At 65.7% G+C, this 24,370-nt stretch carries 22 protein-coding genes; 14 read left to right on the top strand and 8 right to left on the bottom strand.

All coding sequences use genetic code 11. The annotated features are described in order from the left end of the window. Positions 1-52: 52 nt before the first annotated feature. From F624_RS36195 to F624_RS0103655, 3 genes are all read right to left on the bottom strand, one after another. Positions 53-1,765, bottom strand: coding sequence for a methyl-accepting chemotaxis protein (locus F624_RS36195; protein ID WP_019572909.1), 1,713 nt, complete (start codon positions 1,763-1,765; stop codon positions 53-55). Between the two features lie 164 nt (positions 1,766-1,929). Further along, positions 1,930-4,698 carry a diguanylate cyclase domain-containing protein gene (locus F624_RS0103660; RefSeq protein WP_019572908.1) on the bottom strand — a complete coding sequence of 923 codons (2,769 nt, stop codon included), beginning with the start codon at positions 4,696-4,698 and terminating at the stop codon, positions 1,930-1,932. Between the two features lie 377 nt (positions 4,699-5,075). Then, positions 5,076-5,348, bottom strand: coding sequence for a hypothetical protein (locus tag F624_RS0103655; protein WP_019572907.1), 273 nt, complete (start codon positions 5,346-5,348; stop codon positions 5,076-5,078). A 294-nt stretch (positions 5,349-5,642) separates the two neighbouring features. Between F624_RS0103655 and F624_RS32130 the strand changes: the two genes are divergently transcribed. Beyond that, complete coding sequence (locus tag F624_RS32130; protein ID WP_019572906.1) at positions 5,643-6,395, top strand: restriction endonuclease; 753 nt, start codon at positions 5,643-5,645, stop codon at positions 6,393-6,395. A 325-nt stretch (positions 6,396-6,720) separates the two neighbouring features. Continuing rightward, a complete protein-coding gene (locus tag F624_RS0103645; RefSeq protein WP_019572905.1) occupies positions 6,721-7,797 on the top strand; it encodes an MBL fold metallo-hydrolase in 1,077 nt (358 codons plus the stop codon). Between the two features lie 36 nt (positions 7,798-7,833). Here F624_RS0103645 and F624_RS0103640 read toward each other — a convergent pair whose 3' ends face one another. Further along, positions 7,834-8,547 carry a YebC/PmpR family DNA-binding transcriptional regulator gene (locus F624_RS0103640; protein WP_019572904.1) on the bottom strand — a complete coding sequence of 238 codons (714 nt, stop codon included), beginning with the start codon at positions 8,545-8,547 and terminating at the stop codon, positions 7,834-7,836. A gap of 280 nt (positions 8,548-8,827) precedes the next feature. On the opposite strand from F624_RS0103640, the gene F624_RS33225 reads away from it, so the two are divergent. Continuing rightward, the gene (locus F624_RS33225) at positions 8,828-9,535 is read left to right on the top strand and encodes an SRPBCC family protein (protein ID WP_019572903.1); all 708 of its coding nucleotides are present in this window, start codon (positions 8,828-8,830) and stop codon (positions 9,533-9,535) included. Beyond that, positions 9,532-9,777 carry a DUF2789 domain-containing protein gene (locus F624_RS0103630; protein ID WP_019572902.1) on the top strand — a complete coding sequence of 82 codons (246 nt, stop codon included), beginning with the start codon at positions 9,532-9,534 and terminating at the stop codon, positions 9,775-9,777. Before F624_RS33225 ends, F624_RS0103630 begins: the two co-directional genes overlap by 4 nt. 10 nt (positions 9,778-9,787) lie before the next feature. Here the strand turns inward: F624_RS0103630 and F624_RS0103625 are convergent, their stop codons facing one another. Continuing rightward, positions 9,788-10,726 carry a LysR family transcriptional regulator gene (locus F624_RS0103625; protein WP_019572901.1) on the bottom strand — a complete coding sequence of 313 codons (939 nt, stop codon included), beginning with the start codon at positions 10,724-10,726 and terminating at the stop codon, positions 9,788-9,790. Between the two features lie 194 nt (positions 10,727-10,920). Here F624_RS0103625 and F624_RS0103620 point away from each other — a divergent pair, with 194 nt between their 5' ends. Both F624_RS0103620 and F624_RS0103615 read left to right on the top strand, forming a co-directional pair. After that, positions 10,921-12,060: an alpha-hydroxy acid oxidase gene (locus tag F624_RS0103620; protein WP_420536244.1), complete on the top strand. Its 1,140-nt coding sequence runs from the start codon at positions 10,921-10,923 to the stop codon at positions 12,058-12,060. A 69-nt stretch (positions 12,061-12,129) separates the two neighbouring features. Further along, positions 12,130-13,140: a tripartite tricarboxylate transporter substrate binding protein BugE gene (locus F624_RS0103615; protein WP_084679392.1), complete on the top strand. Its 1,011-nt coding sequence runs from the start codon at positions 12,130-12,132 to the stop codon at positions 13,138-13,140. Between the two features lie 30 nt (positions 13,141-13,170). On the opposite strand, the gene F624_RS0103610 is transcribed toward F624_RS0103615, so the two are convergent. Both F624_RS0103610 and F624_RS0103605 read right to left on the bottom strand, forming a co-directional pair. Further along, positions 13,171-14,166, bottom strand: coding sequence for a Bug family tripartite tricarboxylate transporter substrate binding protein (locus F624_RS0103610; RefSeq protein WP_019572898.1), 996 nt, complete (start codon positions 14,164-14,166; stop codon positions 13,171-13,173). A 26-nt stretch (positions 14,167-14,192) separates the two neighbouring features. Further along, positions 14,193-15,416, bottom strand: coding sequence for a M20 aminoacylase family protein (locus F624_RS0103605; protein ID WP_019572897.1), 1,224 nt, complete (start codon positions 15,414-15,416; stop codon positions 14,193-14,195). Between the two features lie 163 nt (positions 15,417-15,579). Between F624_RS0103605 and F624_RS0103600 the strand changes: the two genes are divergently transcribed. Then, positions 15,580-16,554 carry a LysR family transcriptional regulator gene (locus tag F624_RS0103600; RefSeq protein WP_019572896.1) on the top strand — a complete coding sequence of 325 codons (975 nt, stop codon included), beginning with the start codon at positions 15,580-15,582 and terminating at the stop codon, positions 16,552-16,554. Positions 16,555-16,618: 64 nt separating this feature from the next. On the opposite strand, the gene F624_RS0103595 is transcribed toward F624_RS0103600, so the two are convergent. Continuing rightward, positions 16,619-17,905 carry a gallate dioxygenase gene (locus F624_RS0103595; RefSeq protein WP_019572895.1) on the bottom strand — a complete coding sequence of 429 codons (1,287 nt, stop codon included), beginning with the start codon at positions 17,903-17,905 and terminating at the stop codon, positions 16,619-16,621. A gap of 297 nt (positions 17,906-18,202) precedes the next feature. Between F624_RS0103595 and mgrA the strand changes: the two genes are divergently transcribed. The 7 genes from mgrA to F624_RS0103560 all read left to right on the top strand — a co-directional run bounded on the left by mgrA (position 18,203) and on the right by F624_RS0103560 (position 24,370). Next, a complete protein-coding gene (gene mgrA, locus F624_RS0103590; protein ID WP_019572894.1) occupies positions 18,203-19,246 on the top strand; it encodes an L-glyceraldehyde 3-phosphate reductase in 1,044 nt (347 codons plus the stop codon). A 40-nt stretch (positions 19,247-19,286) separates the two neighbouring features. Then, entirely contained in the window at positions 19,287-19,472 is a 186-nt protein-coding gene (locus F624_RS0103585) for a hypothetical protein (RefSeq protein ID WP_019572893.1), read from the top strand. 286 nt (positions 19,473-19,758) lie between these two features. After that, positions 19,759-20,733, top strand: a complete 975-nt coding sequence (locus tag F624_RS0103580) for a Bug family tripartite tricarboxylate transporter substrate binding protein (RefSeq protein ID WP_019572892.1) — start codon at positions 19,759-19,761, stop codon at positions 20,731-20,733. 155 nt (positions 20,734-20,888) lie between these two features. Beyond that, positions 20,889-21,434, top strand: a complete 546-nt coding sequence (locus F624_RS0103575; RefSeq protein WP_157443290.1) for an ABC transporter ATP-binding protein — start codon at positions 20,889-20,891, stop codon at positions 21,432-21,434. Positions 21,435-21,595: 161 nt separating this feature from the next. Further along, on the top strand, positions 21,596-22,576 hold the full coding sequence (locus tag F624_RS0103570; RefSeq protein WP_245573544.1) for an AraC family transcriptional regulator: 981 nt from the start codon (positions 21,596-21,598) through the stop codon (positions 22,574-22,576). A 100-nt stretch (positions 22,577-22,676) separates the two neighbouring features. Further along, positions 22,677-23,237 carry a carboxymuconolactone decarboxylase family protein gene (locus F624_RS0103565; protein WP_019572889.1) on the top strand — a complete coding sequence of 187 codons (561 nt, stop codon included), beginning with the start codon at positions 22,677-22,679 and terminating at the stop codon, positions 23,235-23,237. Further along, positions 23,234-24,370 (top strand): acyl-CoA dehydrogenase family protein, encoded by a 1,137-nt coding sequence (locus tag F624_RS0103560; protein ID WP_019572888.1) that lies wholly within the window; start codon positions 23,234-23,236, stop codon positions 24,368-24,370. Before F624_RS0103565 ends, F624_RS0103560 begins: the two co-directional genes overlap by 4 nt.

The following is a 24,370-nucleotide window of genomic DNA, read 5'->3' as shown; positions in this document are numbered from 1 at the left end:
CCCAGCTGCCCCCGAGGGGCCTTACTTTACACGGGCTGCCCGGCTCCCCGCCTCAGAACGATGCCCAGTCCGCTTCTCCTGAAGCGGATGAGCTGGCCGCCGCAGGGCCAGGCCGCGCTGAAGCGCGGCGCTCAGGGCCCGGGTAGGGTTTGTTGGGCGGAAGGGGCGAACGGGTGGCCCTGGGCGTGGTGACTTCGACGGTAAGCCCGGACGCGCTTTGTGATCCATGCGCTAGCTTGAAGACCGCGACCGATTGAACCAGGCGTTCGGCCTGGTTGCGAAGGCTGATGGCGGCGGCGGCCGACTCTTCGACCAGCGCGGCATTCTGCTGTGTGGCGTGGTCCATCTGCGCAACAGCCTCGCCCACCTGCCCCAAACCCGCACTCTGCTCGGTACTGGCAGAACTGATTTCACCCATCAGTCGGGCCAAATCACGAATGGCGGCAACCACCTCGTCCATGGTGTGGCCTGCGCGGTCCACCAAGGTACTGCCCTGCTCGACGCGCTCAACGCTGGCACTGATCAGGGTTTTGATTTCGCGCGCGGCTTCCGCGCTGCGGCTTGCCAGGCTACGCACTTCGCCAGCCACCACGGCAAAACCCCTGCCCTGCTCTCCGGCACGGGCCGCTTCGACAGCTGCGTTGAGCGCGAGGATGTTGGTCTGGAAGGCAATGCTGTCGATGACCGCGATGATTTCGCTGATTCTTTGCGAGCTCTCGTTGATGCCCTTCATGGTCTGCACCACCTCGTGGACCACCACGCCCCCCCGTTCGGCAACCAGAGAGGCGGCTCGGGCCCGTTCGTTGGCATTGCGAGCGGTCTCGGCGTTCTGCTTCACCGTGGATCCCAATTGCTCCATCGATGCGGCTGTCTGTTGCAGCGCCGAGGCCTGCTGTTCTGTTCTTGAAGAAAGGTCGTTGTTGCCCTGGGCGATTTCGGCGCTGGTGTTGGATACCCCATCGGCGTTGTGGCGCACCTCCCGGACAATGCCGGCCAGGTGCGCCTGCATGTCAGCCAACGAGCGCAGCAAGATGCCCGATTCATCCTTGGCCGTGCTTTCAATGGTCTGGGCCAGGTCCCCCTTGGCAATGGCCTGGGCCACCTTCACGGCCTGCCCCACCGGCTGAGTGACCGATCGGGTGATGCGCCAGGTCAGCCAGATGCCCACCAGCACGGCCGCCAGGGCGGCGCCTCCCAGCCAATAAAGGCTGCGCTCAGCCAAGGCCAAGTTGTCCTGGGTCTCTGCGTTGACCCGCTGCGTGACAGCTTGCTTGAGCTGGGTCAGGCGTTGTTCATAGGCCTTGAAGAGGGGTTGCAGGCGCTGGTCGACTTGCTCTGCCACATTCTGCCCGGCGTCTTGTTGTTTCTGGAGATCGCTTCGGGTCACCCGGTAGGCCTCACGGGCCTCCAAAGCCTGTGCGAAAGACTGCTGCTCGGGGCCGGGCAGCATCAACGTACGAGTGCGCTCAATGCGCTGGCTTTGCGCATTGACGACAGAGGCCATCTCACGCCGGGTCTTTTCGAGGTAGGCCGCGTTGTCCGCCTTGAAACTGGCTTCTGTGCGCAACCAGTTCATCTGCAGGTCATTGAACCATTCTTGCACCAGGGCCTGTCGCTCCATCTCGACGGTGGCCAGCGCCTGGTTGGCTTGTCTCAGCACCTGGATCCGGGACATGCCCAGTGCTGTGATCGACAGCGCCATCAGCAGCAACAGGCCGAAGGCAAATGTCAGACGAGCACCCAGTTTCCAATCGTTCCAGCGCATGCAAACCCCCTGTACACAACGAGTTGTATCTGCGTTCAATGTAACTTCATTACGCTTTATCAGTCGTTCTTTTTCCTGCCATTGGCCGTGTGCTGTTGTGCGCATGCCTGCGCCACCGCCCAGGCTCGCCAGAAACGATCTGCAGCCGGGCCCTGTGCCCCGATTCAAGGGCTGATGTAGAGGCCTTGACCACCCGAGTTTTTGGCCTCGTACATGGCGGCATCGGCCAGGGCCAGCAGTTGCGAGGGCTGGCGGCCATGCTTGGGATAAAGCACAACGCCCATGCTGGTGCTGACCTGAACCACCTCTCCTGAAGGCAGCCGGATCGGCTCGCGCACGCTGGCGAGGGCCCGGCGCAAAATCGGCTCGCACTCCGCCAGGTTCATGATGGGTGTGATCAACATCACAAACTCATCGCCTCCCAAGCGGGCCACGGTGTCGTTGGCCCTGACGGCGGCCTGAAGGCGCCGTGCCACCTCCTTGAGCAGGAAGTCGCCTGCACCGTGCCCGTGGGCGTCATTGACCGGCTTGAACCCGTCCAGATCCAGGTAGCAGACCACCCCCAGGCCCCCCATGCGGTCATCCAGTGCAAACGCCTGTCGCATGCGATCAGACAGGAGCAGGCGGTTGGGCAGTCCGGTCAGCGGGTCATGGAAGGCGATGTGCTCGACCTGCTCCTGGTATTGCTTCATTTCCGAGATGTCCTGCATCAGCCACAGCGAAACGCCTTCGGCCTCGGAAAACTGCAGACTGTTCATATCGATCCAGATGGCATCGCCATTCTTGCGAGCCATCTGCACCTGTTTGCGGAAATGGGCACCGCTGCGGATCAGAGGATAGGCCTCCCGGCCCAACTCTTCGTAAGAGGTGTCATCGAGGTACAGGCAGCGGGCGGGCTGGTCCAGCAACTCATCCGGGCCGTAGCCGAAGATGCGCTCCAAGGCCTTGTTTTTCCAGACCAGTTGACGGTCCTTGAACTTGGCAAGGCCCACCAGGTCGTTGTCCAGCATGGCCTTTTGCTCATGAACCAACGCTCGCAACTGCGTGCGGACGTCATAGAGCTCGGTGATATCGTGCATCACCGATCGGCTCATCAAAAAACGGCCCTGGCCATCTCGCAAGGCGGTCGACGATACGCTGACGCGACGTTTCACGCCGGTCGCGCTGATCAGGTCGCACTCAATGGCGCGACTCTGCTCCTCAAGCTTGAAACGTTCATAGTGGTAACTGAATTTGCTTCGGTCGTCTTCGCGAAAGAAATCCGTCGGGCCCAGGCGATGCAGCACCTGCTCGGCTGGGCAATCCAGCCAGGACAAAGCGACCCGATTGAGTGCAATGAAACGGCCCTGCTCGTCCAATGAGCAGTAGCCGCAAGGCGCATGGTCATACAGGTCTTGCAGGCGCTCAGCCGTGGCGCTCAACTCCTGCTCCAGCAATTTCTGAGCTGTGATGTCGCGCCCCACAGTCAACACTTCAAGCAACTGCCCTTGCGCATCGAAGGTGGCACGGTTGTTGAACTGGCCCCAGCGGACCGCCCCCTGTCCGTCCAGAATTCGGTTCTCGATGGTCACGGTGAGACAGTCAGGACTCAGCTTGGCCAGCGCGGCTTTGACGAGAGACAGATCTTCCGGGAACACCACGGGGGACCAGCCGGTATTCAGCACCTCCTCAGCAGTGACCCCAAAAAGCCGGCAGTAGGCCTGATTCACATAGGTCAGGCGATGATCATGGGTGTATCGGCAAATGATTTCCGTCTGATCTTCCAGGATGGAGCGGTAGTGCTGTTCGCTGAGGTAAAGCTGCTGGGTGCGATCTGCAATCTTCTGCTCCAGCGTGGCATTGGCCTGCTGCAGTTCACGGCGGCGCTCCATCAAGGTGTTTGTCATGCTGCGCAAAGACCAGCTCAGGCGCTGCAGCTCGGCGCTCGAGGTGTTCATCTCGAGCTTGACGTCTTCCTCACCCGCCTCGATCCGATGCGCTGCTTCTGCCAACACCTCGATCGGACGGCTGAAACGCCGCGCCAGCACATACACCAGACCCATCACCAACAGCAGCAAAGCCCCGGCACCGAGCAGAAGGCGTTGGCGAGCATCTTCGACCGGAGCGAGTGCGATGGAAAGCGGTTGGCGCAACACCACTCGCCAGCCGAGGTCTGTTTCAGTGCGGCTGCGCACACGCAATGCACTGGTCAGGTAGTACTGGTCTGTACCGCCCCACTGGGTCACGGCATAGGGCTGCTCATCCACAAGCAGTGAAAACGGCGCCAGCGCTGCGCCAATGGCACTGTAGGGATGCAGAATTTCTCCTCGGCCATCCAGAATGAACACCTCGCTGCCATTCAGTTGATCCGCGCCGCCTTGGGCGGACCGGATCACTTCCTTGATCCAGCTCAGGGTCACGTGGGCGGCGATCACGCCGCGTACATGGCCATCACGAGCCCGCAATGGAGAAGCAAAATCCAGAAAACGCAGTGGCTCGGAACTCTCCTGCGGCGCAAGCAGGCGCTCCAACATGACGGCCTGGTGCGCATCCCCCACATAGCGACCTTGCTGTCCACCGCTGAACCAGGGGCGTTGCCGCACATCAGCCCCTCGCAACAGGCCGGCTGTTGAAGCCTGCACCTGCCCTTGGGCATCAGTTACGCCGATCCACGAGTAACTTGGAAAGGAGCGTTGAATCTCGTCCAGGTAGGGTTCGACCCAGTCGGCACCCAAAAGCCCGGCCTGGAAATCGGGAAGGCGAGACAGCATCGCAATCTCGCGGTCACGCTCGTGCAGACTCTCAGCCAGGGCGTTGGCGACGGCTTGTGATCGTTGGTGCAGGGCTTCACCTTGGTCCTGGGTGATGCGTTCTGTGAGGTACTGGCCCATGTAGAACTCACCCAGGCCCACCACCACAAAGTAAAGTGCGCCAAAAATCAGCGATAGCTGCATCCAGAAAGAGCCAAACCAAGAACGGGGGCCCGTCAACAACGGGGTGTTTGTACCCGGTTCTTTTAGTTTGACCATTTGTAGATTTTCGCTTGATCTTTCTGGTTACAACAGATTAGCACCCAGAACCCTCAAGTGACATCGAGAAAACCACCCCGTCTGGATGGGTAGCAATTGCGGCAAAGGACAGATTCAAGGACTTGGCGTGCGGTCCGCCTTGTCAGACGGTCTTTCCTATCCATGCACATTACATTTAACCCAAAACAGAGATCGTAGGCTCTTTTGCTTGGGACAGACAAGGCTCCCTCGGCGCTGGCTATCGTCGCCGTCGTTCATTGCAAACCCGGGCACATGTCTATGCCGCAGAACCCGGGTTTGGCTTATTTCAGGTTTTCTGCAGACATCAAAACCACTTTGTCGACCGCAAAGTTCACGCGGATGCTGCGATTCGAGTCCCCCCATTGGCAGGATCGAATCCCCAACGTCTCATCACAGTGTGCCGGGTCACCCACCATCTGGCGAACCTCATCGTAGCTCTGCCCCACCTTGATACGGTTGTAGTTCTCAAGGCTCACCTTGTTGCCACAGGCGCTCAGCAGAGCCACCCCCAACATCACGCAGGCCAGCTTGGCGCCTTTGGAAAATCCAGACATCACATCTCCATGTTGAGCAGATCAACGGGCATGCGCTCCGGAAGAAGCGAATGCATCCATCCGAGGCCTCGACCTCATTGCCCGCCTTATTGTGCCCCCCGGTCTGTGCACCCCTGCGATCCAGCGGCTCATGATCCGCCAAATTGAACACGCCGGAGCCCGATTTCTCTGCCCCACATCCAAACTCAGATATGGACTTATGGATACATATTGGTATGCTTGTATCAATATCCAAAAATTTACGGTGTGCACTGTCTGACATGCGGCCAACCGAAAAATGGGAGTGTCATTCACATGATTCGCGCGCGAGAATTCGCTCTCAGTGACCGCCTGCTGGACTGGAGTGCCACGCTGCCCTGGTGGCTGGATTGCATCGTGGCCGTGCTTTTGTTTGCTCTGCTTCAGGCATTGAGCCAGAACACACGCGGAGCCCTTGAGCCTGCCACCCATGGGGTGCTGGCGGATTGGGTGCTTTATGGCCGGTATGTGGTACCCGGCCTGTTTCTGATCATGGCCGCAGCCTCATTCTGGCGCCGGCATCAGCGCTTGCACCTGCTGCAACAGGCCGCGATCAACCCGGCGGCCGACGTGCTGGACCAACTCAACCGGCGAGACTTCGAACTTCTGGTGGCCGAAGCCTTCCGACTTCAGGGCTACGAAGTCGATGAAATGGGCGGTCATGCTCCAGATGAGGGCATGGATCTGGTGCTCTGGAAGGACGGCCACAAATCCCTGGTCCAGTGCAAACCATGGAAATCTTATCGCGTGGGTGTTGAAGTGGTTCGCGAACTGACCGGCATCATGCACGGGATGGCGGCCGATTCAGCGTTTCTGGTGACTTCAGGCCACTTCACCCGTGCGGCTCGCCACTTTGCGGCAGGGCGACCTCTCACGCTCCTTGATGGCCAGGCACTGCGCCAATGGATCGCCCAGGTGCGTTCAACGCCACAGACCCAACAGATCAAGAAAACCCCGACCACACCGCCCCCCGTCAAGGACCGGTTTGCTTGTCGTGCGCCATGGGGAGGTTCAACCACCACTGGATGAAACCGCCTTGCTCGCTCTGGCGCAGGCCCGAGAAGCGGTGATTCCATCCTGTCCACGATGTGGAAAGCCCATGCAGCGCCAGATCGCCAGAACCGATTCGCCTGGAGGGCCATCCTTCTGGGGCTGCACGGCCTTTCCCGCCTGCAGAGGTGTGAGAGGCCTGCTGCAAGAGCCGCCCCACTGAAGCGATTGCCGTCACTTTGGCACAGTGGCGACAGGGACGCGCTCCCACCCGTCTGCAAGCCCCCTGGCGCCGGGACATACTTGGCGGACTGGAGGGGCCATCTGGAGCCCCTCCCAACCGCTTTGAAAATGCGAGGTCCGCTTGCAAGAACAACCCCCACCCAAACCCAAAGACCCCCTCGACTACCCCTTTGAAACGGTGCCACCCCGCGGCACCACCCTGGAGGTCGCCCCCGGCGTGCACTGGATCCGCATGCCCCTGCCCTATGCGCTGGACCACATCAACCTCTGGGCACTCGACGACGAAGCCGGCTGGGCCATCGTCGACACCGGCACCCGCACGGACGAAAACGCCCAGGTCTGGCGTGAACTCTTTGCCCATGCGCCCGACCAGCGCGGCATCACCCGCATCTTTGTCACCCACATGCACCCCGACCACGTGGGCATGGCGGGCTGGCTGACGCGCAAGTTCAACGCCCGGCTCTGGATGACCCGGCTCGAGTACATGAGCTGCCGCGTGATGGTGTCCGACACCGGGCGCGAGGCCCCGCCCGAGGCCATCGAGTTCTTCCGCCAGGCCGGCTGGGGCGAGGCCGCCATCGAACGCTACCGCCTGCGCTTTGGCAATTTCGGCAAGCACATCCACGCCTTGCCGGAGAGTTTCAAGCGCCTGCGCGATGGCGAAATCATCCGCATCGGCCGGCACGACTGGCGCGTCATCGTCGGCACCGGCCACTCGCCCGAGCATGCCTGCCTGTACTGCGCCGACCTGAAGGTGCTGATCTCGGGCGACCAGGTGCTGCCGCGCATTTCGTCCAATGTCTCGGTGCACCCGACCGAACCCGACGCCGACCCCATGAGCGAATGGATGGCCTCGATCGAGAAGCTGCGCCGCGAGGTGCCCGACGACGTGCTGGTGCTGCCCTCGCACAACGAGCCCTTCCGCGGCTTGCACCTGCGGCTGGACCGCTTGGCTGAAAGCCAGCACAAGGCCTTCAACCGCCTGCGCGAGACGCTGGGCAGCGAGCCGCGCCGGGTGGTGGATGTGTTCGGTGCCCTGTTCTCACGCCCCATTACGGAGAGCGACACCGGGCTGCTCGGCATGGCCACGGGCGAGACCCTGGCCTGCCTGAACTACCTGATCGCCCGCGGCGAAGCCACCCGCACCTTGAAGGATGGGGTTCACTGGTATGCGCTGACGCCCAGCACGCCCGCCTGAGGCCTGGGGCCTCAGGGAGTCAGTGAGCGGGCTTGATCAGTCGACCAGACCGACGTAGACGTTCTGCACGTCGTCGTTGGCGTCGATGGCCGACAGGAAGGATTCAACCTCTTCCAGTTGCTCGGCGCTCAACTCCGAGGCCTTCACCGGGTTCTTGGGCTTGTAGCCCAGCTTGGCGCTCAGCACGGTGAAGCCATGTGCCGGCAGCGCACGGCTCACCAGGTCCAGATCGGTGGGGTCGGTCAGGAACACGGTCACGCCGTCTTCATCGGCGGGCTCAAAATCCTGGGCACCGGCTTCGATGGCAGCCAGTTCGGCATCCGCACCGGCGGCTGCGGGTTCGGCCTCAATCAGGCCCAGGTGGTTGAAATCCCACGACACCGAGCCCGAGGTCCCCAGTTGGCCCTTGCGGAACAACACACGCATCTCAGGGGCAGTGCGGTTCACGTTGTCGGTCAGGCACTCGACCATCACCGGCACGCGCTGCGGGCCGTAGCCCTCGTACATCACATGCTCGAAGCTGACGTTCTCACCCGTCAGCCCGGCGCCCTTCTTGATGGCCCGCTCCAGCGTGTCCTTGGGCATGGACACCTTGCGCGCCTGTTCCACCACCAGGCGCAGGCGCGAGTTGGCGGCCGGATCGGGGCCACCGCGTGCGGCCACCATGATTTCCTTGGCCAGCTTGCCGAACAGCTTGCCTTTGGCATCCGCAACCTGTGCCTTGCCTTTTGCTTTCCACTGCGCGCCCATGTCTGAAATTCCTTGTGTTGGCGGGCACACCCGGTGCCCATTGGGGTCAAGCCTGTGTTTTGTACGGACAGCACACAGGCCCTGAAGGGGGTCGGTTATACACCGAGCCGGTCGCCTGGCGGGCCTGAGCGGCCTGAGCTGGCGCAAATTCCAGCGTCCAGAGGCCAACCCCTCCAAGCACGCGCCAACGCGATTCGACCTACAATTTTGCAGCTGACTACCGTCTCTGGGGTCACCGACGCAGTCCCTGCCTCCCTTGCCTCGACCCGCTCCAGCCTCCATGCCCCACCCTCCAACCCCTGGTCTGCCCTCGCGCCAAGCTGCATCTGGCTGCCTGGCCGTGGCCTGCCTCGTCATCGGCCTGCTGGCCGGCGGGAGCGCCTGGGCCCAGGCCGAATTCCGCGACATCAAGCCCGACGACGTCACCGTGGTGTTCGGCAGCGAGCTGATCGAGATCAGCCTGGACACCCTGGCCCCCGTCACACCCGCCCAGGCCTGGGCCGTGCTGACCGACTACGAGCACATGAGCCAGTTCCTGCCCGGGCTGGAGCTCAGTGAGGTCTCCACCCGGCAGGGCAACACGCTGCGGGTGCACCAGCGCGGCAGCACACGCGCCGGTCTGCTGCACTTCGACTACGAGAACGTGCGCGATGTCAGCCTCTCACCCCAGCGCCTGATCACCACCCACGGTGTGTCGGGTGATGCGAAGCGCCTGGACAGCAGCACGGAACTGCGCCCGCGCGAAGGCGGCGTGCAACTGCACTACCACGTGGCTTTCGAGCCTGCCCGCCCCTTGCCTTCGTTTTTGGGCAACTCGGCGCTGAAACGCCAAACGGCCGACAATTTCAACGCTTTCATCCGTGAGATGATCCGCCGCCAAGATATCGCCCCCCGCCGCAGTACCGCAGGCGCCCCCACACCCAACAACACAGGCCTGCCCGACAACCGGGCCATGGCCTCCGAAGGCACGCCAGGATCCGCACCATGAACAGCCCCATCCACAACGAACTGTTTCACCGCTTCACCGATCTGTTCGCCCAACTGGGCCTGCCGTCCGATCCCCACGCCATCGCGACCTTCATTGGCCTGCATGCACCGCTGGCCGATGACCTGGAGTTGGCCGATGCCCCGTTCTGGACCCCATCTCAGGCCACTTTTCTGCGCGAACAACGCTTGCAGGATGCAGATTGGGCCGAACTGGTCGACCAGCTGAACCTGGCGCTGCGCTGAGCGCGCCGCATCAAGCTGGCGGGCGGGCCTGGCCCGCAATGCAGGGCAGCAAAGAGAAGTCAATCACCGCGCTCACCAAGCCCTGCATGGCGGGCACCAGGCTGCGCGCGTCGCCCCGCCGCCACTGAAACGCATATTGCAAGGCCGCCAACTCGGGCTGCGCCTGCAGGCGCAGCAGGCCCAGGCCCTCAATCCAGCCCTCGGGCAGAAAGCCCACCCCCACGCCCTCGCGCAACATGCCGGCCACCGCGGCCCAGCTGTTGCACAGGATGCGCTCCTGCCGGTCGCCCAGGCCCTGGGCCAACAGCCAGTCGTCCAGCAGCCGCGTCGTGCCGGCCTGGGGTGGCAAGGTGATCAAGGGGTGGCGCTGCAACAAGCCCGCCACCGACGCCGACGCCACCACCGACGACTCTTGCGCGCCGACCAGATGAGGGGCCACCGCCCAGGCAAAACGCGCCGCCCCCACCGATTGGGACACCAGGGCGCTGCGTGACGAACGCCCCGCGATCACCGCAAAATCCAACTCGCCTTCGGCCAAGCGGTGCTCCAGCACACCGCCCACATCCACACAGGCTTCCAGCGTGAGGCCGGGGTGCTGCCGCCGGGTGGCCGCCACCAGCGCGGGCAGCCAGGTCAGGGCCGACAAGTCGCCCACGCCAAAACGGCAGTGGCCTGACAGCGAGCCGGCCTCTGCCAGGCTGCGCCCCAGATCCGCGACGGCATTGAGCACCCCCAAAGCCGCCGGCAGCAGGCGCCGCCCCGCCTCGGTCAACACGGCCTTGTGACCGCTGCGATCGAACAGCGCCTGGCCCAACACCCCCTCCAGCTCACTGATGCGCTTGGACAGCGAGGACACCGACAAATGCAGGCGTTCGGCGGCGGTGCTGAAGTTGCTGCAGGTGGCGGCCCACCAGAAGGCCTCCAGTTGTTTGACGGAAGGTGTGGCCATCTATTTTCAATTTGGTGAACAAACTTCTTCTGAATATATCGCTTTCTTTCGCCAAGAGGGGCTCCTACAGTGCGCTTCATTCCTTTGTTCAGAAGGCCCCCATGAACGCCACGCCTGCCCCCATCAGCCCAGCCGCCCCAGCCAGCGCTGCATCCTCGATCCCATCTGTCACGCCGCCGCGGGTTCTGCGCCGCATGCTGTCCTTGCAGGATTTCGAGGCCGCGGCCCGCCGGCGCCTGCCCCGCCCCATCTTTGGCTACATCGCTGGCGCGGCCGAAGACAACGCCTCCTTGCACGACAACCGCGCGGTGTTCGACGAGTACGCCTTTGTCACCCGGGTGCTGCGCGACGTGTCACAGCGCAGCCAGGCCGTGGACCTGTGGGGCAAGCGCTACCGCTCGCCGTTTGCGATCGCCCCCATGGGCATCAATGCCCTGTCCACCTACCGCGGCGATGTGGTGCTGGCCCGGGCGGCCCAGGCCGAGGGCATTGCCTCGATCATGAGCGGCACCTCGCTGATCCCCATGGAGACCGTGGCCCAGGCCTGCCCTGGCACCTGGTTCCAGGCCTACCTGCCGGGCGATCAGGCCCGCATCGATGCACTGATCGACCGGGTGAGCCGTGCCGGCTTCGACACCCTGGTGATCACGGTCGACATCCCCATCTCCGCCAACCGCGAGAACAACATCCGCACCGGCTTCTCCACCCCACTGCGCCCCAGCCTGCGCCTGGCGCTCGATGGCGCGCTGCGCCCGGGCTGGGTGCTGGGCACCTTCGCCCGCACCCTGCTGCGCCATGGCATGCCGCATTTCGAGAACTCGTTTGCCACCCGCGGGGCACCCATCGTGTCGTCCACAGTGCTGCGCGACTTTTCGGCGCGTGACCACCTCAGCTGGCAGCACCTGCAAAGCATCCGCCAGCGCTGGCCCGGCCGCCTGGTGGTCAAGGGCGTGCTCAGCGTGGCCGATGCCCTGGCGGCGCGCGATGCGGGCGCCGATGGCGTCATCCTGTCCAACCACGGCGGGCGCCAACTCGACGGCGCGGCCTCGGCCATGCGGGTGCTGGAGGCCGTGGTCCAGGCCCTGGGGCCCGACTACCCGGTGCTGATCGATGGCGGCTTTCGCCGCGGCTCCGACGTGCTCAAGGCCCTGGCCCTGGGCGCACGCATGGTGCTGGTGGGCCGGCCCTTCAACTACGCCGCGGCCGTGGCGGGCGAGGCGGGCGTGCGCCACGCCATCGGCCTGCTGCGCGACGAGGTGGACCGCAACCTGGCCATGCTGGGCGTGAACCAGCTGAGCGAGCTGGGCCCGCACACCCTGGTCCGCAAACGCTGAACCACAAACGCTGATCCTCAACCGCTGAGCCAGCCTGCCCCCCATTCAACAATCACGGAGACCTGAATCATGCCCCCTTCCCACACTACCTCCCACACCACTTCCGACACAGTGACTCGACGCACCAGCACCACCTTGCTCGCTGCCTTGCTGCTGGCCGCCCCCGCCTTCGCAGCCGAGCCCTACCCCAGCAAGCCCGTGCGCCTGATCGTGCCCTTTGCCCCTGGCGGCACCACCGACCTGGTGGCCCGCGCCATCTCGCAGCGCACGGGCGAAGCCCTGGGCCAGCCCCTGGTGATCGACAACAAAGGCGGCGGCGGCGGCTCCATCGGGGCCCATGAGGCCGCCCGCGCCCTGCCCGACGGCTACACCCTGGGCGTGGCCACGGTGTCCACCACCGCCACCAATCCGGCCATCAACCCGCGCCTGCCCTACAACCCGCTGACCGATTTCACGCCCATCACCAACATCGCGGCCACCCCCAACGTGCTGGTGGTCAGCCCCGGCTTCAAGGCGCAGAACTTTGCCAGCTTTGTCGAAGAGGTCAAAAAGAACCCGAACCGGTACAGCTACGGCACGGCCGGCACCGGCTCGATCGGCCACCTGTTGATGGAGCTGATGGCCAGCAAGAGCGGCCTCACGCTCACCCACGTGCCTTACCGGGGCTCGGGCCCGGCGCTCAACGACGCGATTGCCGGGCAGATCCCCATCGTGTTCGACAACCTGCCCTCTGCCCTGCCCTTCATCAAGAGCGGCCGACTGACCGCCCTGGCCGTGGCCGCCCCCAAGCGACTGCCCCAATTGCCCCAGGTGCCCACGTTTGCCGAGCTCAAGCTCGACGAAGTGAACCGCACGGCCTTCTATGGCCTGGTGGGCCCCAAGGGCCTGCCGCCCGAGATCGTCAAGCGGGTGCACGCCGCCGTGCAAAAAGCCCTGGCGGCCCCCGAGGTGCGCCGCCAGATCGAAGACACCGGCTCGCAGGTGGTGGGCAACCGCCCGGATGAATTCGGCCAGGAGATCGCGCTCGAGAACGCGGTCTACAAGAAGATCGCGGCCGAGCGCCACATCAGCGCCGATTGAGCGCGGCAGACCACCACCGGTGCTGGCGCCTCAATCCCGCATGTGGGCGTAGTCCACCAGCCCCGCGTACTGCCGGGTCTCGCGGGCCATCAGCGCGGCCAGGTCTTCGCGGCCAGTGGCCGTCACATTGCCGCCATCCTCCAGCTTGCGGCGCACCGCCGGGTCTTGCAGCACCTCTTGCAGGGCCTGGCTCAACCGCTGGGCGATGGCTGGCGGCAGGTGGGCCGGGCCCATCAGCGCAAACCAGCCGCTGAGCTCATAACCCTTCAAGGCCGGCACCTCGCCCACCGTGGGCACCTTGGGCAGGGCCGCCAGGCGCTGCGCCCCGGTGCAGGCCAGGGCCGTGATGCGGCCGCTTTGCAGAAACGGCAGCGCCGCCGGCACCGACAGCATGGCCAGGTCCAGATTGCCACCGGCCAGATCGCTGGTCAGCGAGGCCACGCCCCGGTAAGGGATGTGGGTCATGAAAATGCCCGCACGCTGCTTGAGCAACTCGCCGGCAAAGTGCAGCGTCGAGCCCACGCCCGAGCTGCCATAGCTGAGCTGGCCAGGCTTGCGCCGCGCCAACTCGATCAGCTCAGGCAGCGTCTTGACCGCAGCACGCGGCCCGGCCACCAGCAGCACCGGCGCGGTGGCGATCAGGCCCAACGGGGTCATGTCCTTCTGGGCGTCGTAACGCTGGGCGGGGTTGACCAGGCGGGTGGCCACCAGCTCGTTGCTGGAGCCCACCAACAGGGTGTAACCGTCGGCCGGACTGCTGACCACGCGCTGGGCGGCGATAGCACCTGCGGCGCCGCCCTGGTTGTCGATCACCACCGGGGTTTTCAGGCGTTGCCCCAGGGCCTCGCCCACCAGGCGGCCGACATAGTCGACCGAACCCCCAGGCGGGTAGCCGATCACGATCTTGATGGGTTTGTCCGGGTAGGCCGGCTGGGCCAGCGCCGACAGTCCGGGGGCCAGCAGGCTGCCGGCCAGCAGGCGGCCCAGCGTGCGGCGATTCAGGGAGATGGGCGAATTCATGGTCATGGTGGTGCCTCTGGTACAGAGCAGACTCAGGCTGCGGTGGCCAAAAAGCGCTCGGCCAGGCGCACCCAGTAGGTGGCCGCCAGCGGCAAGATCGCGTCGTTGAAGTCGTAGCCCGGGTTGTGCACCATGCAGCCACCGCTGCCGTGGTGATCCCCCACCCCGTTGCCCACGATGAAGTAGCTGCCCGGGCAACGCTCCAGCATGAAAGAGAAATCTTCGCTGCCCGTCAGCGCCTGCACGTTCTCCATCACGCCCTGCGGGCCCAGCCAGTCCAGCGCCACCTGGCGGGCGAACTCAGTGCTGGCCGGGTCGTTCACCAGGGCCGGGTAGCGCCAGTGGTAATCCACCTCGGCCACGCAGCCCAGGGCCGCCGCCTGGGCCTGGGCCAGCTCGGTGATGCGCTCGCGCAGTTGCGCCCGCACCTCGGGCCGGTAGGCCCGCACCGACAGCTTGAGCGCGACCGATTCGGGGATCACGTTCGGGGCATCGCCCGCATGGATGGCGCCCACGCTCACCACCGCCATGTCACGCGGGTCCACATTGCGCGCCACCACGGTCTGCAAGGCCAGGATCAGGGTGGCCGCCGCCACCACCGGGTCGCGCGACTGATGGGGCGCCGAACCATGGCCGCCCTGCCCCTTCACGGTGATCAGCACGGTGTCGGACGAGGCCATGAACGAGCCCGCCTTGAAGCCGAACTGCCCCACCGGAAAGCCCGGCATGTTGTGCAGCGCAAAGATCGCATCACACGGAAACAGCTCGAACAGGCCGTCTTCGATCATGCGGCGCCCGCCCCCCAGGCCCTCTTCGGCCGGTTGGAAGATCAGGTTCAGCGTGCCGTCGAACACGCCCTCTGCGGCCATGTGGCGCGCCGCCGCCAGCAGCGTGGCCGTGTGGCCGTCATGGCCGCAGGCGTGCATCTTGCCGGCATGGCGGCTGGCATAGGGCAGCCCCGTGTTCTCGTTGATCGGCAGCGCGTCCATGTCGGCCCGCAAGCCCAGGCGGCGCCCGCCAGCGCCTCGGCGCAGGGTGCCCACCACCCCGGTGCCGCCCAGGCCACGGTGCACCTCATAGCCCCACTCGTCCAGGCGCTCGGCCACCAGATCGCTGGTGGCCAGTTCTTCAAAAGCCAACTCGGGGTGGGCATGCAGGTGGTGGCGCAAGGCCACCATCTCGGACTCGATGGCACGGATGCCGGGGGCGACAGGGTCGGCTGCAGCCGACGCTGCGAGAGTGGGGACAGTGCTCATGGGGGTTTTCTGTTCAGGCCGGAGCCGGGAGGGGAAAGGTCGCAGTCTAGAAACCCGCTCCAGTCGCCATAAGACAGGTCTGACCTGCTGTGAAAGGCCATATCTGTCGGCTGAACGGCTGGCCCAGGCACAATCCCTGCTGCCCTGCGCCGAGGTCTTCGCCGTGAAACTGCACCAAATCCGCTACCTGATTGCCGTTGCCAGCCAAGGCAGCATCCGCGCCGCGGCGCGCTCCCTGGGCCTCACCCAGGCCACCCTCACCCAGGCCCTGCGTGAACTCGAAGAGGGCCAGCAGATGCCCTTGTTCGTGCGCCAGAGCTCGGGCCTCGCCCTGACCGAAGCCGGCGCCGCCCTGCTGCGCCATGCCCGCCTGATCGCCGATCAACTGGACCACGCCGAGGCCGAGATGGCCAGCCTGCGCCAGGCCGGCAGCGTGCAGCGCCTGAGCGTGGGCGTCACGCCCTGGATTGCCCAGAGCATCCTGCCCGGGGTGGTGCAAGCCTTCACCCAGGACCAGCCCCAGGTGCGGCTGGAGCTGTTCGATGGGCTTTCTGCCGTGTCGCTGCCCCGCTTGCGCGAGGGCGCCCTCGACCTGCTGCTGGGCCGCCTGCCCGAGCCCGGTGCCGCCTACGATCTGCATGTCACGCCCTTGTTCCGCTACGAGGTGACCGTGGGCGCCCGCGCCGGCCACCCGCTGGCCCAGGCCCGCTCGATGCAGGCCCTGCGCGAGGCCCGCTGGCTGCTGAACTACGCCCCGCAAGAAGAAGCAGCGATGTTCCACACCCTGTTCGAGCAGCATGGCCTGCCGGTACCGCACGGGCGCATCCACCTGGCCCAGTCGGCCGCCCTGATGCTCAAGCTGGTGGCCAGCACCGACATGCTCACCCTGCTGCCCTGGCCCTTGATCGAATGCGAGGGCGCCCACGGCCTGCTGGTGCCGCTGAACCTGGACACCCGCTTCGCCCCCCGCGAGATCGGCGTGCTGCGGCGCCGCCAGGCCCCCTTGAGCGCCCCGGCCGAGCGCTTTCTGCACCACCTGATGGCCCAGGTGCGCCAATGCCAGGACTCATCCGACGGCATGCTGCAGCGGGTGTTCCGTTCGATTGATCTGCTGGACGGCGCATCGCTCGCCCCATGACCTCGGGGGGCTGAGCGGGCGCATGAAGTCTCCGTGTTCTTGTTCAGGCTTGAATCGGCCGGGCTCAGGTGTTCCAGCTCAGCGTCTTGCTGTCCTGGCCGGCCACCGAGTACAGGGCGCCGGGGGCGTTGCGCGTTTTCTGGAAGTCTTCAAGCGACTCGCCCCGCATGGCGGCATAGATGTGCAGGTTGGACACCCCGATCACCGCGCCCAGCTTCTCCAGCATGAAGAAGATCACGCCGTAATGGATCAGGCCGCGCCAATGGCGCTCGCGCACCAGCGTGCGCTCCTCGTCGGTCAGGCCGGCCTGCTCAAAGGCCGCCTCGGGGTCAGCCATGAAGGCCTGGCGGTGTGCCGGCACGATCAGCTCGTGCAGAAAGCGGTTCAGACGGTAAGCCTTGACGCTGCGCGCCAGGTCAAAGGGGTAGGTGCCCGTCAGACCGTCGGCCCCAGCCAGCTCCTTGGCCATGTGGGCGCGATGCCGCTCCACCTCGCCGGCCACCGGGCCGGGTGAGGCCTGGTTTTCATAGATGGCGGTGGCAATGCCCGTCATCGAGGGCAGGTAGTAGCTCTGGTGAATCTTGCGCACATGGGCCGACAAGGCGCCGCGCATGATCAGCCACATGATGACCTCAGCCCCCTCCAGGCCGCCCAGGCTGGCAAACTCGGCCTGCGTCATGCCGGCCAGGCGTTCCGGGTCTTGCTCGATCAGGTCCAGAAAGCGCTGGTCCCAGGCCGGGTTGTTGAAGCCGGCCCGCTCACCATGCACCTGGTGCGACAAGCCGCCCGTGGCCACCACCGCCACCTTCAGGTCCTCCGGGTAGCTTTCAATGGCTCGGCGCAGGGCCTGGCCCAGCTTGTAACAACGCCGGGCCGAGGGCACCGGGAACTGCAGCACCCCCACCTGCAAGGGCACGATCTGCACCGGCCAGGCCGGCTCGTGCGGGCACAGCATCGACAGGGGGGAGAAGCAGCCGTGGTCCAGCGGCTTGTCCTGGAAGAACGACATGTCGAACTCATCGGCCACCAGCGACTGGCCCACGTGGCGGGCCAGGGCCGAATGCCCGCCCACCGGGGGCAGATCCCGCGCGCCGCCGCCTTCGTCGGCCACCTCATAGCGCTCGCCCACGCCCAGGGCAAAGGCCGAGTAGTGGTCGAAGAAGAACGAGGTGACGTGGTCGTTGTAGATCACAAACAGCACATCGGGCTGGCGATCTTTGATCCATTGCTGCACCGGCTTGAAGGCCTCGAAGATGGGGGCCCACACCGGGTCGTGCTGCTTGTCGCGGTCAAAGGCAAAGCCGATGGTGGGGGTGTGCGAGGTGGCGATGGCGCCGATGATCTGTGCCATGTTCTGCTTTCGGAAGACGGTCCTGGGGCAGGCCACCTGCCAGGGCGACCCGAGTTGAGGGCCGGATTCTCGACAAGCCCGCCCCAGCCGAAAAGATGCCGGGGGCCAAGGCGCGATACCCGGCGGTTATCGGTGTGCCCGGCCACTGCGCCAGTTCGACCGCTCGGGCACTCCCGTCCCGCTGCGGGCTTCATGCATTCAGCGACTATCCATGCGCCCAAATATTCGCCCCATCCCAGGCCAGGCTTTCTATATTGGGCACCCAGGCGGTTCGACCGCCACCAACCCAGAACCCCCATGACCCGCTACCTTGCCGAGCCCGATCGCTACACCCGCATTCCCTACCGCCGCACCGGCCGCAGTGGCCTGCAACTGCCTGCCCTCTCCTTGGGCCTGTGGCACAACTTCGGCGACACCACGCCGCTGAGCACCCAGCGCGAGTTGCTGCGCACCGCCTTCGACCTGGGCATCAACCACTTCGACCTGGCCAACAACTACGGCCCGCCCTATGGCAGCGCCGAGACCAACTTCGGCCGCCTGTTGCGTGAAGATTTCAAACCCTACCGCGACGAGCTGATCATTTCCAGCAAGGCCGGCTGGGACATGTGGCCCGGCCCCTATGGCCAGGGCGGCGGCAGCCGCAAGCACGTGCTGGCGAGCCTGGATCAGAGCCTGCAGCGCCTGGGCCTGGACTACGTGGACATCTTCTACTCGCACCGTTTCGACCAGCACACCCCCCTCGAAGAAACCGCCTCGGCCCTGGCCCAGGCCGTGCAACAGGGCAAGGCCTTGTATGTGGGCGTGTCGTCCTACTCAGCCAGCAAGACCCGCGAGATCGCCGCCCTGCTGCAAAGCTGGAAGGTGCCGCTGCTGATCCACCAACCGGCCTACAACCTCTTCAACCGCTGGATCGAGAAAGACCTGCTGGCCGCCACCGATGACCTCGGCGCCGGCGTGATCGCCTTCACGCCGCTGGCCCAAGGCCTGCTGACCGACAAGTACCTCGACGGCACGCCGGCCAATGCCCGCATCAACCGCCCGGGCGGGCAGTCGCTCAAGGCGGCCCACCTTTCGGAAGCCAACCTGGCCCGCGCCCGCGCCCTGCGCGAGATCGCCCGCCGACGCGGCCAAAGCCTGGCCCAGCTGGCCCTGAGCTGGACGCTGCGCGACCCGCGGGTCACCTCGGCCCTGATCGGCGCCAGCACCGCCGAACAAGTGCGCGAGAACGTGGCCGCCCTGAGCCACGCCCCGCTGAGCCCGGCCGAACTGGCCGAGATCGACCAACACGCGGTGGAAGGCGGCATCAACCTCTGGGAAAAGCCCTCGACCGACTGGGCTTGAAACCACCGCCACACTGCCAGCCCCATCACAGACCACGACCATGACCCAGACCCTCCACGCCGTGACGGCACCCCACTTGCCCCTGCACGACGAACCCGCCCTCAGCCATGACGACGCCAGCCTCTGGCTCGACCTGGCTCAGGCCCTGGGCATTGCGGTGCTGCTGGTCAGCGCCCTGTTTCTGATCATGGGCTTCCTGATCATGCCGGGCGCGCCCGGGGGGTGATGCGAGTGATCTCTGACTATCGTTATGCAAGCTCCTTCGTTCACGCAAGCCCAGCTTGATGCGACAGTAGAACCCAAGCAACGATGAGTTGAACCCCACGGACCAGCCAACCGGGTTTCACCTCTTCAGCACCGAATGGCTCGCGGGGGTGAGCTATGTCCGGCCCACAGACCGGACCTTCCTGATGGCCGCCAGAAGTCTCTTTCTGGCGGCCTATTTTTGTGTTCAGGCGTCGCCTGGCATGCTGGCTAGAATCTCGGCCAGCCCCCTCAGAAGGAAACACTCCGTGCCCATCCCCCGCAGAACTGCACTGACCCTGCTCGCCCTGGCGGCCGCCAGCGCACCAGCCCTGGCGCAAGACAGCAAGTACCCCAGCAAGCCCGTGACCCTGGTCGTGCCTCAGGTGGCTGGCGGGGCCAACGACGCGATCGCCCGCATCGTGGCGCAGAAACTGTCGGAGACACTGGGCCAGCAGTTCATTGTCGACAACCGCCCCGGCGCCGGGGGCAATATCGGCACCGCGGCCACCGCCCGGGCCAAGCCCGATGGTTACACCTTGCTGCTGACGGCCGACAGCGCCTACGTGATCAACCCGGCGCTGTACAAGTCCACCGGCTTTGACCCCTTGAAAGACTTCGAACCCGTGGGTACCGTGGCCTCGTCGGGCTATGTGGTGGTGGCCAACAACCATTTCGCGCCCAACAACATCGCCGAGCTGATCACGGCCGCCAAGGCCGCGCCCGGCAAGATCAACATCGCCTCGGCGGGCAATGGCACCGTCAACCACCTGTTCGGCGAAATGCTGGGCAAGGCCGCCGGCATCGACATGACCCATGTGCCCTACAAGGGCGCTTCGGCGGCGGTAACCGATCTGGTGGGGGGCACGGTGCAGGTCTCGGTGCAAAGCCTGCCCTCGTCGATCGCCTTCATCAAGGGCGGCAAACTCAAGGTGCTGGCCGTGGTCAACGAAAAACGCATTGCCGCCCTGCCCGAGGTGCCCACCGTGGGTGAGACCGTGAAAAACCTGGGCTACACCCCTTGGTACGGGGTCTTTGCACCGGCTGGCACGCCCAAGGCCATCGTGGCCCAGTTGCAGGCCGCCATCGGCCAGGTGCTGGACGCGCCCGATGTGCGCGAGAAACTGGCCGGCATCGGCTGCGAGCCCCTGAAGATCGGGCCCGAGCCCCTCGCCGCCCTGATCCGCAAGGAGCTGCCGCGTTGGGCCAAAGTGGTCAAAGAGGCAGACGTCACCCTCGATTGATGCTACAAGTTCACCGACTTCTCACAGAACTTTACCGTCGCATTGCCAGGGTGGCCGCCTGCCGGACCCGAAGGAGCCCAGGCCACCGATACACTCGACCAGCCCCTTTTCAGGGGCTTTTTTCTTTGCTGCCCGCAAGCTTGCGGGCCCCGGCCATGTCTGTCTCACTTCCAACAACCTGTCGCCTGCGGGCTCAAATCTGGGCCTGCACCGTGGCCTGGGCGCTCACCCTCGCGGGCACGGCCGCCGCTCAATCCGGCCAACCCGCCGCCGAACCTGCACCAGCCGCCAGAGTGCAGCCCGGCCAGTGGACGCTGAGCCTATCGCCCTTCACCCAGCACTGGCACGACGACCCCGCCCACCGCCACGTCTACCTGGCCGGCCTGGAGCGCTCTGGGCCCGAGGGCAGCTTCACGGGCGTGAGCCTGTTCCGCAATTCCTTTGGCCAGCCCGCCGCCTATGCCTACCGGGGCTGGCAGTGGGAGCCCTGGGCAGCGCACCCGGCCCTCTACGCCAAGCTCAGCGTGGGCGTGATCTATGGCTACCTGCCGCCTTACAACGACAAGGTGCCGCTCAACTACCACGGCTTTTCGCCGGGCCTGATCCCGGCACTGGGCTACCGCCTGGGCAACCGCGATGCGATCCAGATCAACCTGTTGGGCACGGCGGGCTTCATGCTGGCCTACAACCACGACCTGTAAAGAGCGGGCGATGGGGCCTGGACATGGGTCGGGCCATTTTTCGTGCTTGCTTATGCGTTTTTTGAACAACGCAGGCAGCCTGGGCTGCTGACAATCGCGGGCATGCCGCCCGCGCAGCAGCCAGGAATAGCTTCTGGCCTGCGCCTCGGCGCACGCGCCCCATGCCCCACACTGCCCCTCACGCCCCCGTCACACGCACCGGCACGTCCATGCTGGACCAAAGCGTGGAGCAATTGCTCAGCGGCCTGGAGTGGCAGGGTTTCGATCTGCATGTGGGCCAGTACTGCGGGCCCTGGACGGCCTCCACCGCAGGCCACCAGCGGGCCAGCTTTCACCTGGTGCTGCACGGCCACTGCCACCTGCACCGGCCCGGCCTGCCCAGCTTGCACCTGGGGCCCCGCGACGGGGTGTTTCTGCTGCAGGACCAGGCCCACCACCTGTCACCCAACCCCACGCCGGACACCCCCCGTCAGCCCTCGCCCGCCATGCAGAGCCTGCGCGATGCGACCGAAGCCGGTACCGGCCTGGCCTGCGGCTTTTTTGAATTCAAGGGCGCCTACAGCCAGTTGTTGCTCGGCACCCTGCCGGCCCAACTGGTGGTGCGCGCCGACAGTGCCCCCGCCAACCAGCTCGATGCCTTGTTCACCCTGCTGCTGGCCGAGGCCCACCAGGCGCCCCACCCGGCGCTGCAGGGCGACTCGCCGGTGGCACGGCGGCTGATCGAGCTGATCTTCTTCCAGGTGCTGCGCCAGCATGCGCGCAGCCAGGCGGCCCAGGGCCTGTGGTCGCTGGTCAGCGAACCCGCCCTGCTGCCTCTGCTCGACGCCCTGATGCGCCAGCCCGAGCTGGACTGGACGGCCGACACCATGGCCCGCCACGTGCACATGTCGCGCGCCCGGTTCTTCCGGGTGTTCACCCAGGCCTGCGGGCAAAGCCCGGCCCAGTTCCTGGCCAGCCTGCGCATGCAACTGGCAGCGCGCCAGATCGACCGGGGGGCCAACCTGGCCCGCACGGCCCAGGCCGTGGGCTACCAGTCGTATGCGGCGTTTTCGCGTGCCTTCAAAAAGGTGATGGGCCAACACCCCGGCGGCTACCAACGGCGCGACCAGGGCCGCCTGCTGGCCGCCATCCGAGACGCTTGAGCATCAAAGCTGGACGCCTGAAGGGACGATGGAGGTAACAAACGGTAGACAATTCGGTATCGGCATAACAGCCCTCATCCCTCTCGACCTCCTTCAAGCCATGACCCGTCTGCCCCTGCACACCCTCGAAACCGCCCCCGAAGCCAGCCGCCCGTGGGTGCAACAAGCCCTGAACAACAACGGCTTTCTGCCCAACCTGATCGGGGTGCTGGCCAATGCACCCGCAGCCCTCGAGACCTACTTCACCGTGTCGGGCCTGAACGCCCGCGCCAGCCTGAGCCTGGCCGAGCGCGAGGTGGTGCAGATCACCGCCGCGCGCCTGCATGGCTGCGAGTTCTGCGTGGCCGGTCACACCGCTGTGGCGCTCAAGAAGGCGCAGTTGGACAAGGCCACCGTGCAGCAACTGCAGCTGGGCGGCAGCACCGGCAACACCCGCCTGGACGCCGTGGCCCGTTTCACCGCCGAGGTGATCGCCTCGCGTGGCAATGTGGGCGATGGCGCCCTGGCCGACTTCGTGGCCGCCGGCTTCGAACCGGCCCAGGCCCTGGAAGTGGTCCTGGGGGTCAGCCTGGCCACGCTGTGCAACTTTGCCAACAACCTGGGCCGCTCGCCAATCAACCCCGAGCTGCAAGCCTTCCGACCCAGAGCCCTGAACGCATGAGCACCCAACGCCTGCTGGCCGAACCCTTGCTGAACTGGCTGCAACAACACGCCGATGCGCTCGACCAGGGCCAAGGCCCGGCCGATGAGCTGCTGCCCCGCCTGGGTCAGGCCGGCCTGCTGCGCCTGGGCGTGCCCAGCGCCATCGGTGGAGCCGATGGCACCATCGGCGACGCCATCGAGGCCATCGCCCAGGTGGCCGAACACTCGCTGACCGCCGCCTTTGTGTTCTGGGGCCAGCGCACCTTCATCGATTACGTGGTGAACAGCGACAGCCCGGCCCCGCGCGAGCGCTGGCTGCCCGCCTTGCTGACGGGCGAGTTGGCCGGTGCCACCGGGCTGTCGAATGCGATGAAGTTCCTGTCGCAGATCGAGCAGTTGCAGATCCAGGCCAAACCCGACACTGACACCGACCCCGAGCAGCCCGGCAGCCTGCGCCTGAACGGCGGCCTGCCCTGGGTGACCAATTTGCAACCCCGTGGCTTTGTGGTGGCCGCCGCCGTGGACATGGGCGCGGGCCAGCCCCCGGCCGTGGTGGCCATCGAAAGCGGGCGCACCGGCGTGCAACGCACGCCCGATCTCGGTCTGGTGGCCTTGCGCGACAGCCGCACGGCCGCGCTCAAGCTGCAGGATGTGGTCTTGCCGGCCGATCAGGTGTTGGCCCGCCATGGCCCTGACTACCTGCGCCGCATCCGCCCTCACTTCCTGGGCATGCAATGCGGCATGTCGATCGGGCTGGCCCGTGCGGCCCTGGCCGCCAGCCGCGCGGCCTGTGGCCCGCGCACCAGCTTGCAGGCCCCCTTGCAGGCGCTGGAGCACGAACTGAACCAGGCCACCGCGGCCCTGCAGGCGGGCGTGGCCTCAGGCCAGTACGCCACCCAGGCCGCGCCCCTGTTCGAGCTGCGCATCGCCCTGGCCGGCCTGGTGCAGACCGCCGTGCAGCTGGAGCTGCAGGCCACCGGGGGCCGCGCCTACCTGCAAGGCCAGGCCCCGGGCTTTGCCCGCCGCTGGCTCGAAGCCGCCTTTGTGCCCGTGGTCACGCCCAGCCTGACCCAGTTGCAGGCCGAACTGGCGCGCCAACGTGCCCAGGCCGCACCGAACACACCGGCGGCACCCGCCGTGGCGACCGCGTGA

Source organism: Curvibacter lanceolatus ATCC 14669, from assembly GCF_000381265.1.
Classification (GTDB): Bacteria; Pseudomonadota; Gammaproteobacteria; order Burkholderiales; family Burkholderiaceae_C; genus Curvibacter; species Curvibacter lanceolatus.
The sequence above is the reverse complement of the archived record's forward strand: the minus strand, read 5'-3'. Positions and strand labels throughout refer to the sequence as shown.

Excerpts from the sequence above, each read along its gene's own strand:
- F624_RS36195 (WP_019572909.1), bottom strand. The coding sequence starts at position 1,765 with ATGCGCTGGAACGATTGGAAACTGGGTGCTCGTCTGACATTTGCCTTC.
- F624_RS0103660 (WP_019572908.1), bottom strand. The coding sequence starts at position 4,698 with ATGCAGCTATCGCTGATTTTTGGCGCACTTTACTTTGTGGTGGTGGGC.
- F624_RS0103655 (WP_019572907.1), bottom strand. The coding sequence starts at position 5,348 with ATGTCTGGATTTTCCAAAGGCGCCAAGCTGGCCTGCGTGATGTTGGGG.
- F624_RS32130 (WP_019572906.1), top strand. The coding sequence starts at position 5,643 with ATGATTCGCGCGCGAGAATTCGCTCTCAGTGACCGCCTGCTGGACTGG.
- F624_RS0103640 (WP_019572904.1), bottom strand. The coding sequence starts at position 8,547 with ATGGGCGCGCAGTGGAAAGCAAAAGGCAAGGCACAGGTTGCGGATGCC.
- F624_RS33225 (WP_019572903.1), top strand. The coding sequence starts at position 8,828 with ATGCCCCACCCTCCAACCCCTGGTCTGCCCTCGCGCCAAGCTGCATCT.
- F624_RS0103630 (WP_019572902.1), top strand. The coding sequence starts at position 9,532 with ATGAACAGCCCCATCCACAACGAACTGTTTCACCGCTTCACCGATCTG.
- F624_RS0103625 (WP_019572901.1), bottom strand. The coding sequence starts at position 10,726 with ATGGCCACACCTTCCGTCAAACAACTGGAGGCCTTCTGGTGGGCCGCC.
- F624_RS0103620 (WP_420536244.1), top strand. The coding sequence starts at position 10,921 with ATGCTGTCCTTGCAGGATTTCGAGGCCGCGGCCCGCCGGCGCCTGCCC.
- F624_RS0103615 (WP_084679392.1), top strand. The coding sequence starts at position 12,130 with ATGCCCCCTTCCCACACTACCTCCCACACCACTTCCGACACAGTGACT.
- F624_RS0103610 (WP_019572898.1), bottom strand. The coding sequence starts at position 14,166 with ATGACCATGAATTCGCCCATCTCCCTGAATCGCCGCACGCTGGGCCGC.
- F624_RS0103605 (WP_019572897.1), bottom strand. The coding sequence starts at position 15,416 with ATGAGCACTGTCCCCACTCTCGCAGCGTCGGCTGCAGCCGACCCTGTC.
- F624_RS0103595 (WP_019572895.1), bottom strand. The coding sequence starts at position 17,905 with ATGGCACAGATCATCGGCGCCATCGCCACCTCGCACACCCCCACCATC.
- mgrA (WP_019572894.1), top strand. The coding sequence starts at position 18,203 with ATGACCCGCTACCTTGCCGAGCCCGATCGCTACACCCGCATTCCCTAC.
- F624_RS0103585 (WP_019572893.1), top strand. The coding sequence starts at position 19,287 with ATGACCCAGACCCTCCACGCCGTGACGGCACCCCACTTGCCCCTGCAC.
- F624_RS0103575 (WP_157443290.1), top strand. The coding sequence starts at position 20,889 with ATGTCTGTCTCACTTCCAACAACCTGTCGCCTGCGGGCTCAAATCTGG.
- F624_RS0103570 (WP_245573544.1), top strand. The coding sequence starts at position 21,596 with ATGCCCCACACTGCCCCTCACGCCCCCGTCACACGCACCGGCACGTCC.
- F624_RS0103565 (WP_019572889.1), top strand. The coding sequence starts at position 22,677 with ATGACCCGTCTGCCCCTGCACACCCTCGAAACCGCCCCCGAAGCCAGC.
- F624_RS0103560 (WP_019572888.1), top strand. The coding sequence starts at position 23,234 with ATGAGCACCCAACGCCTGCTGGCCGAACCCTTGCTGAACTGGCTGCAA.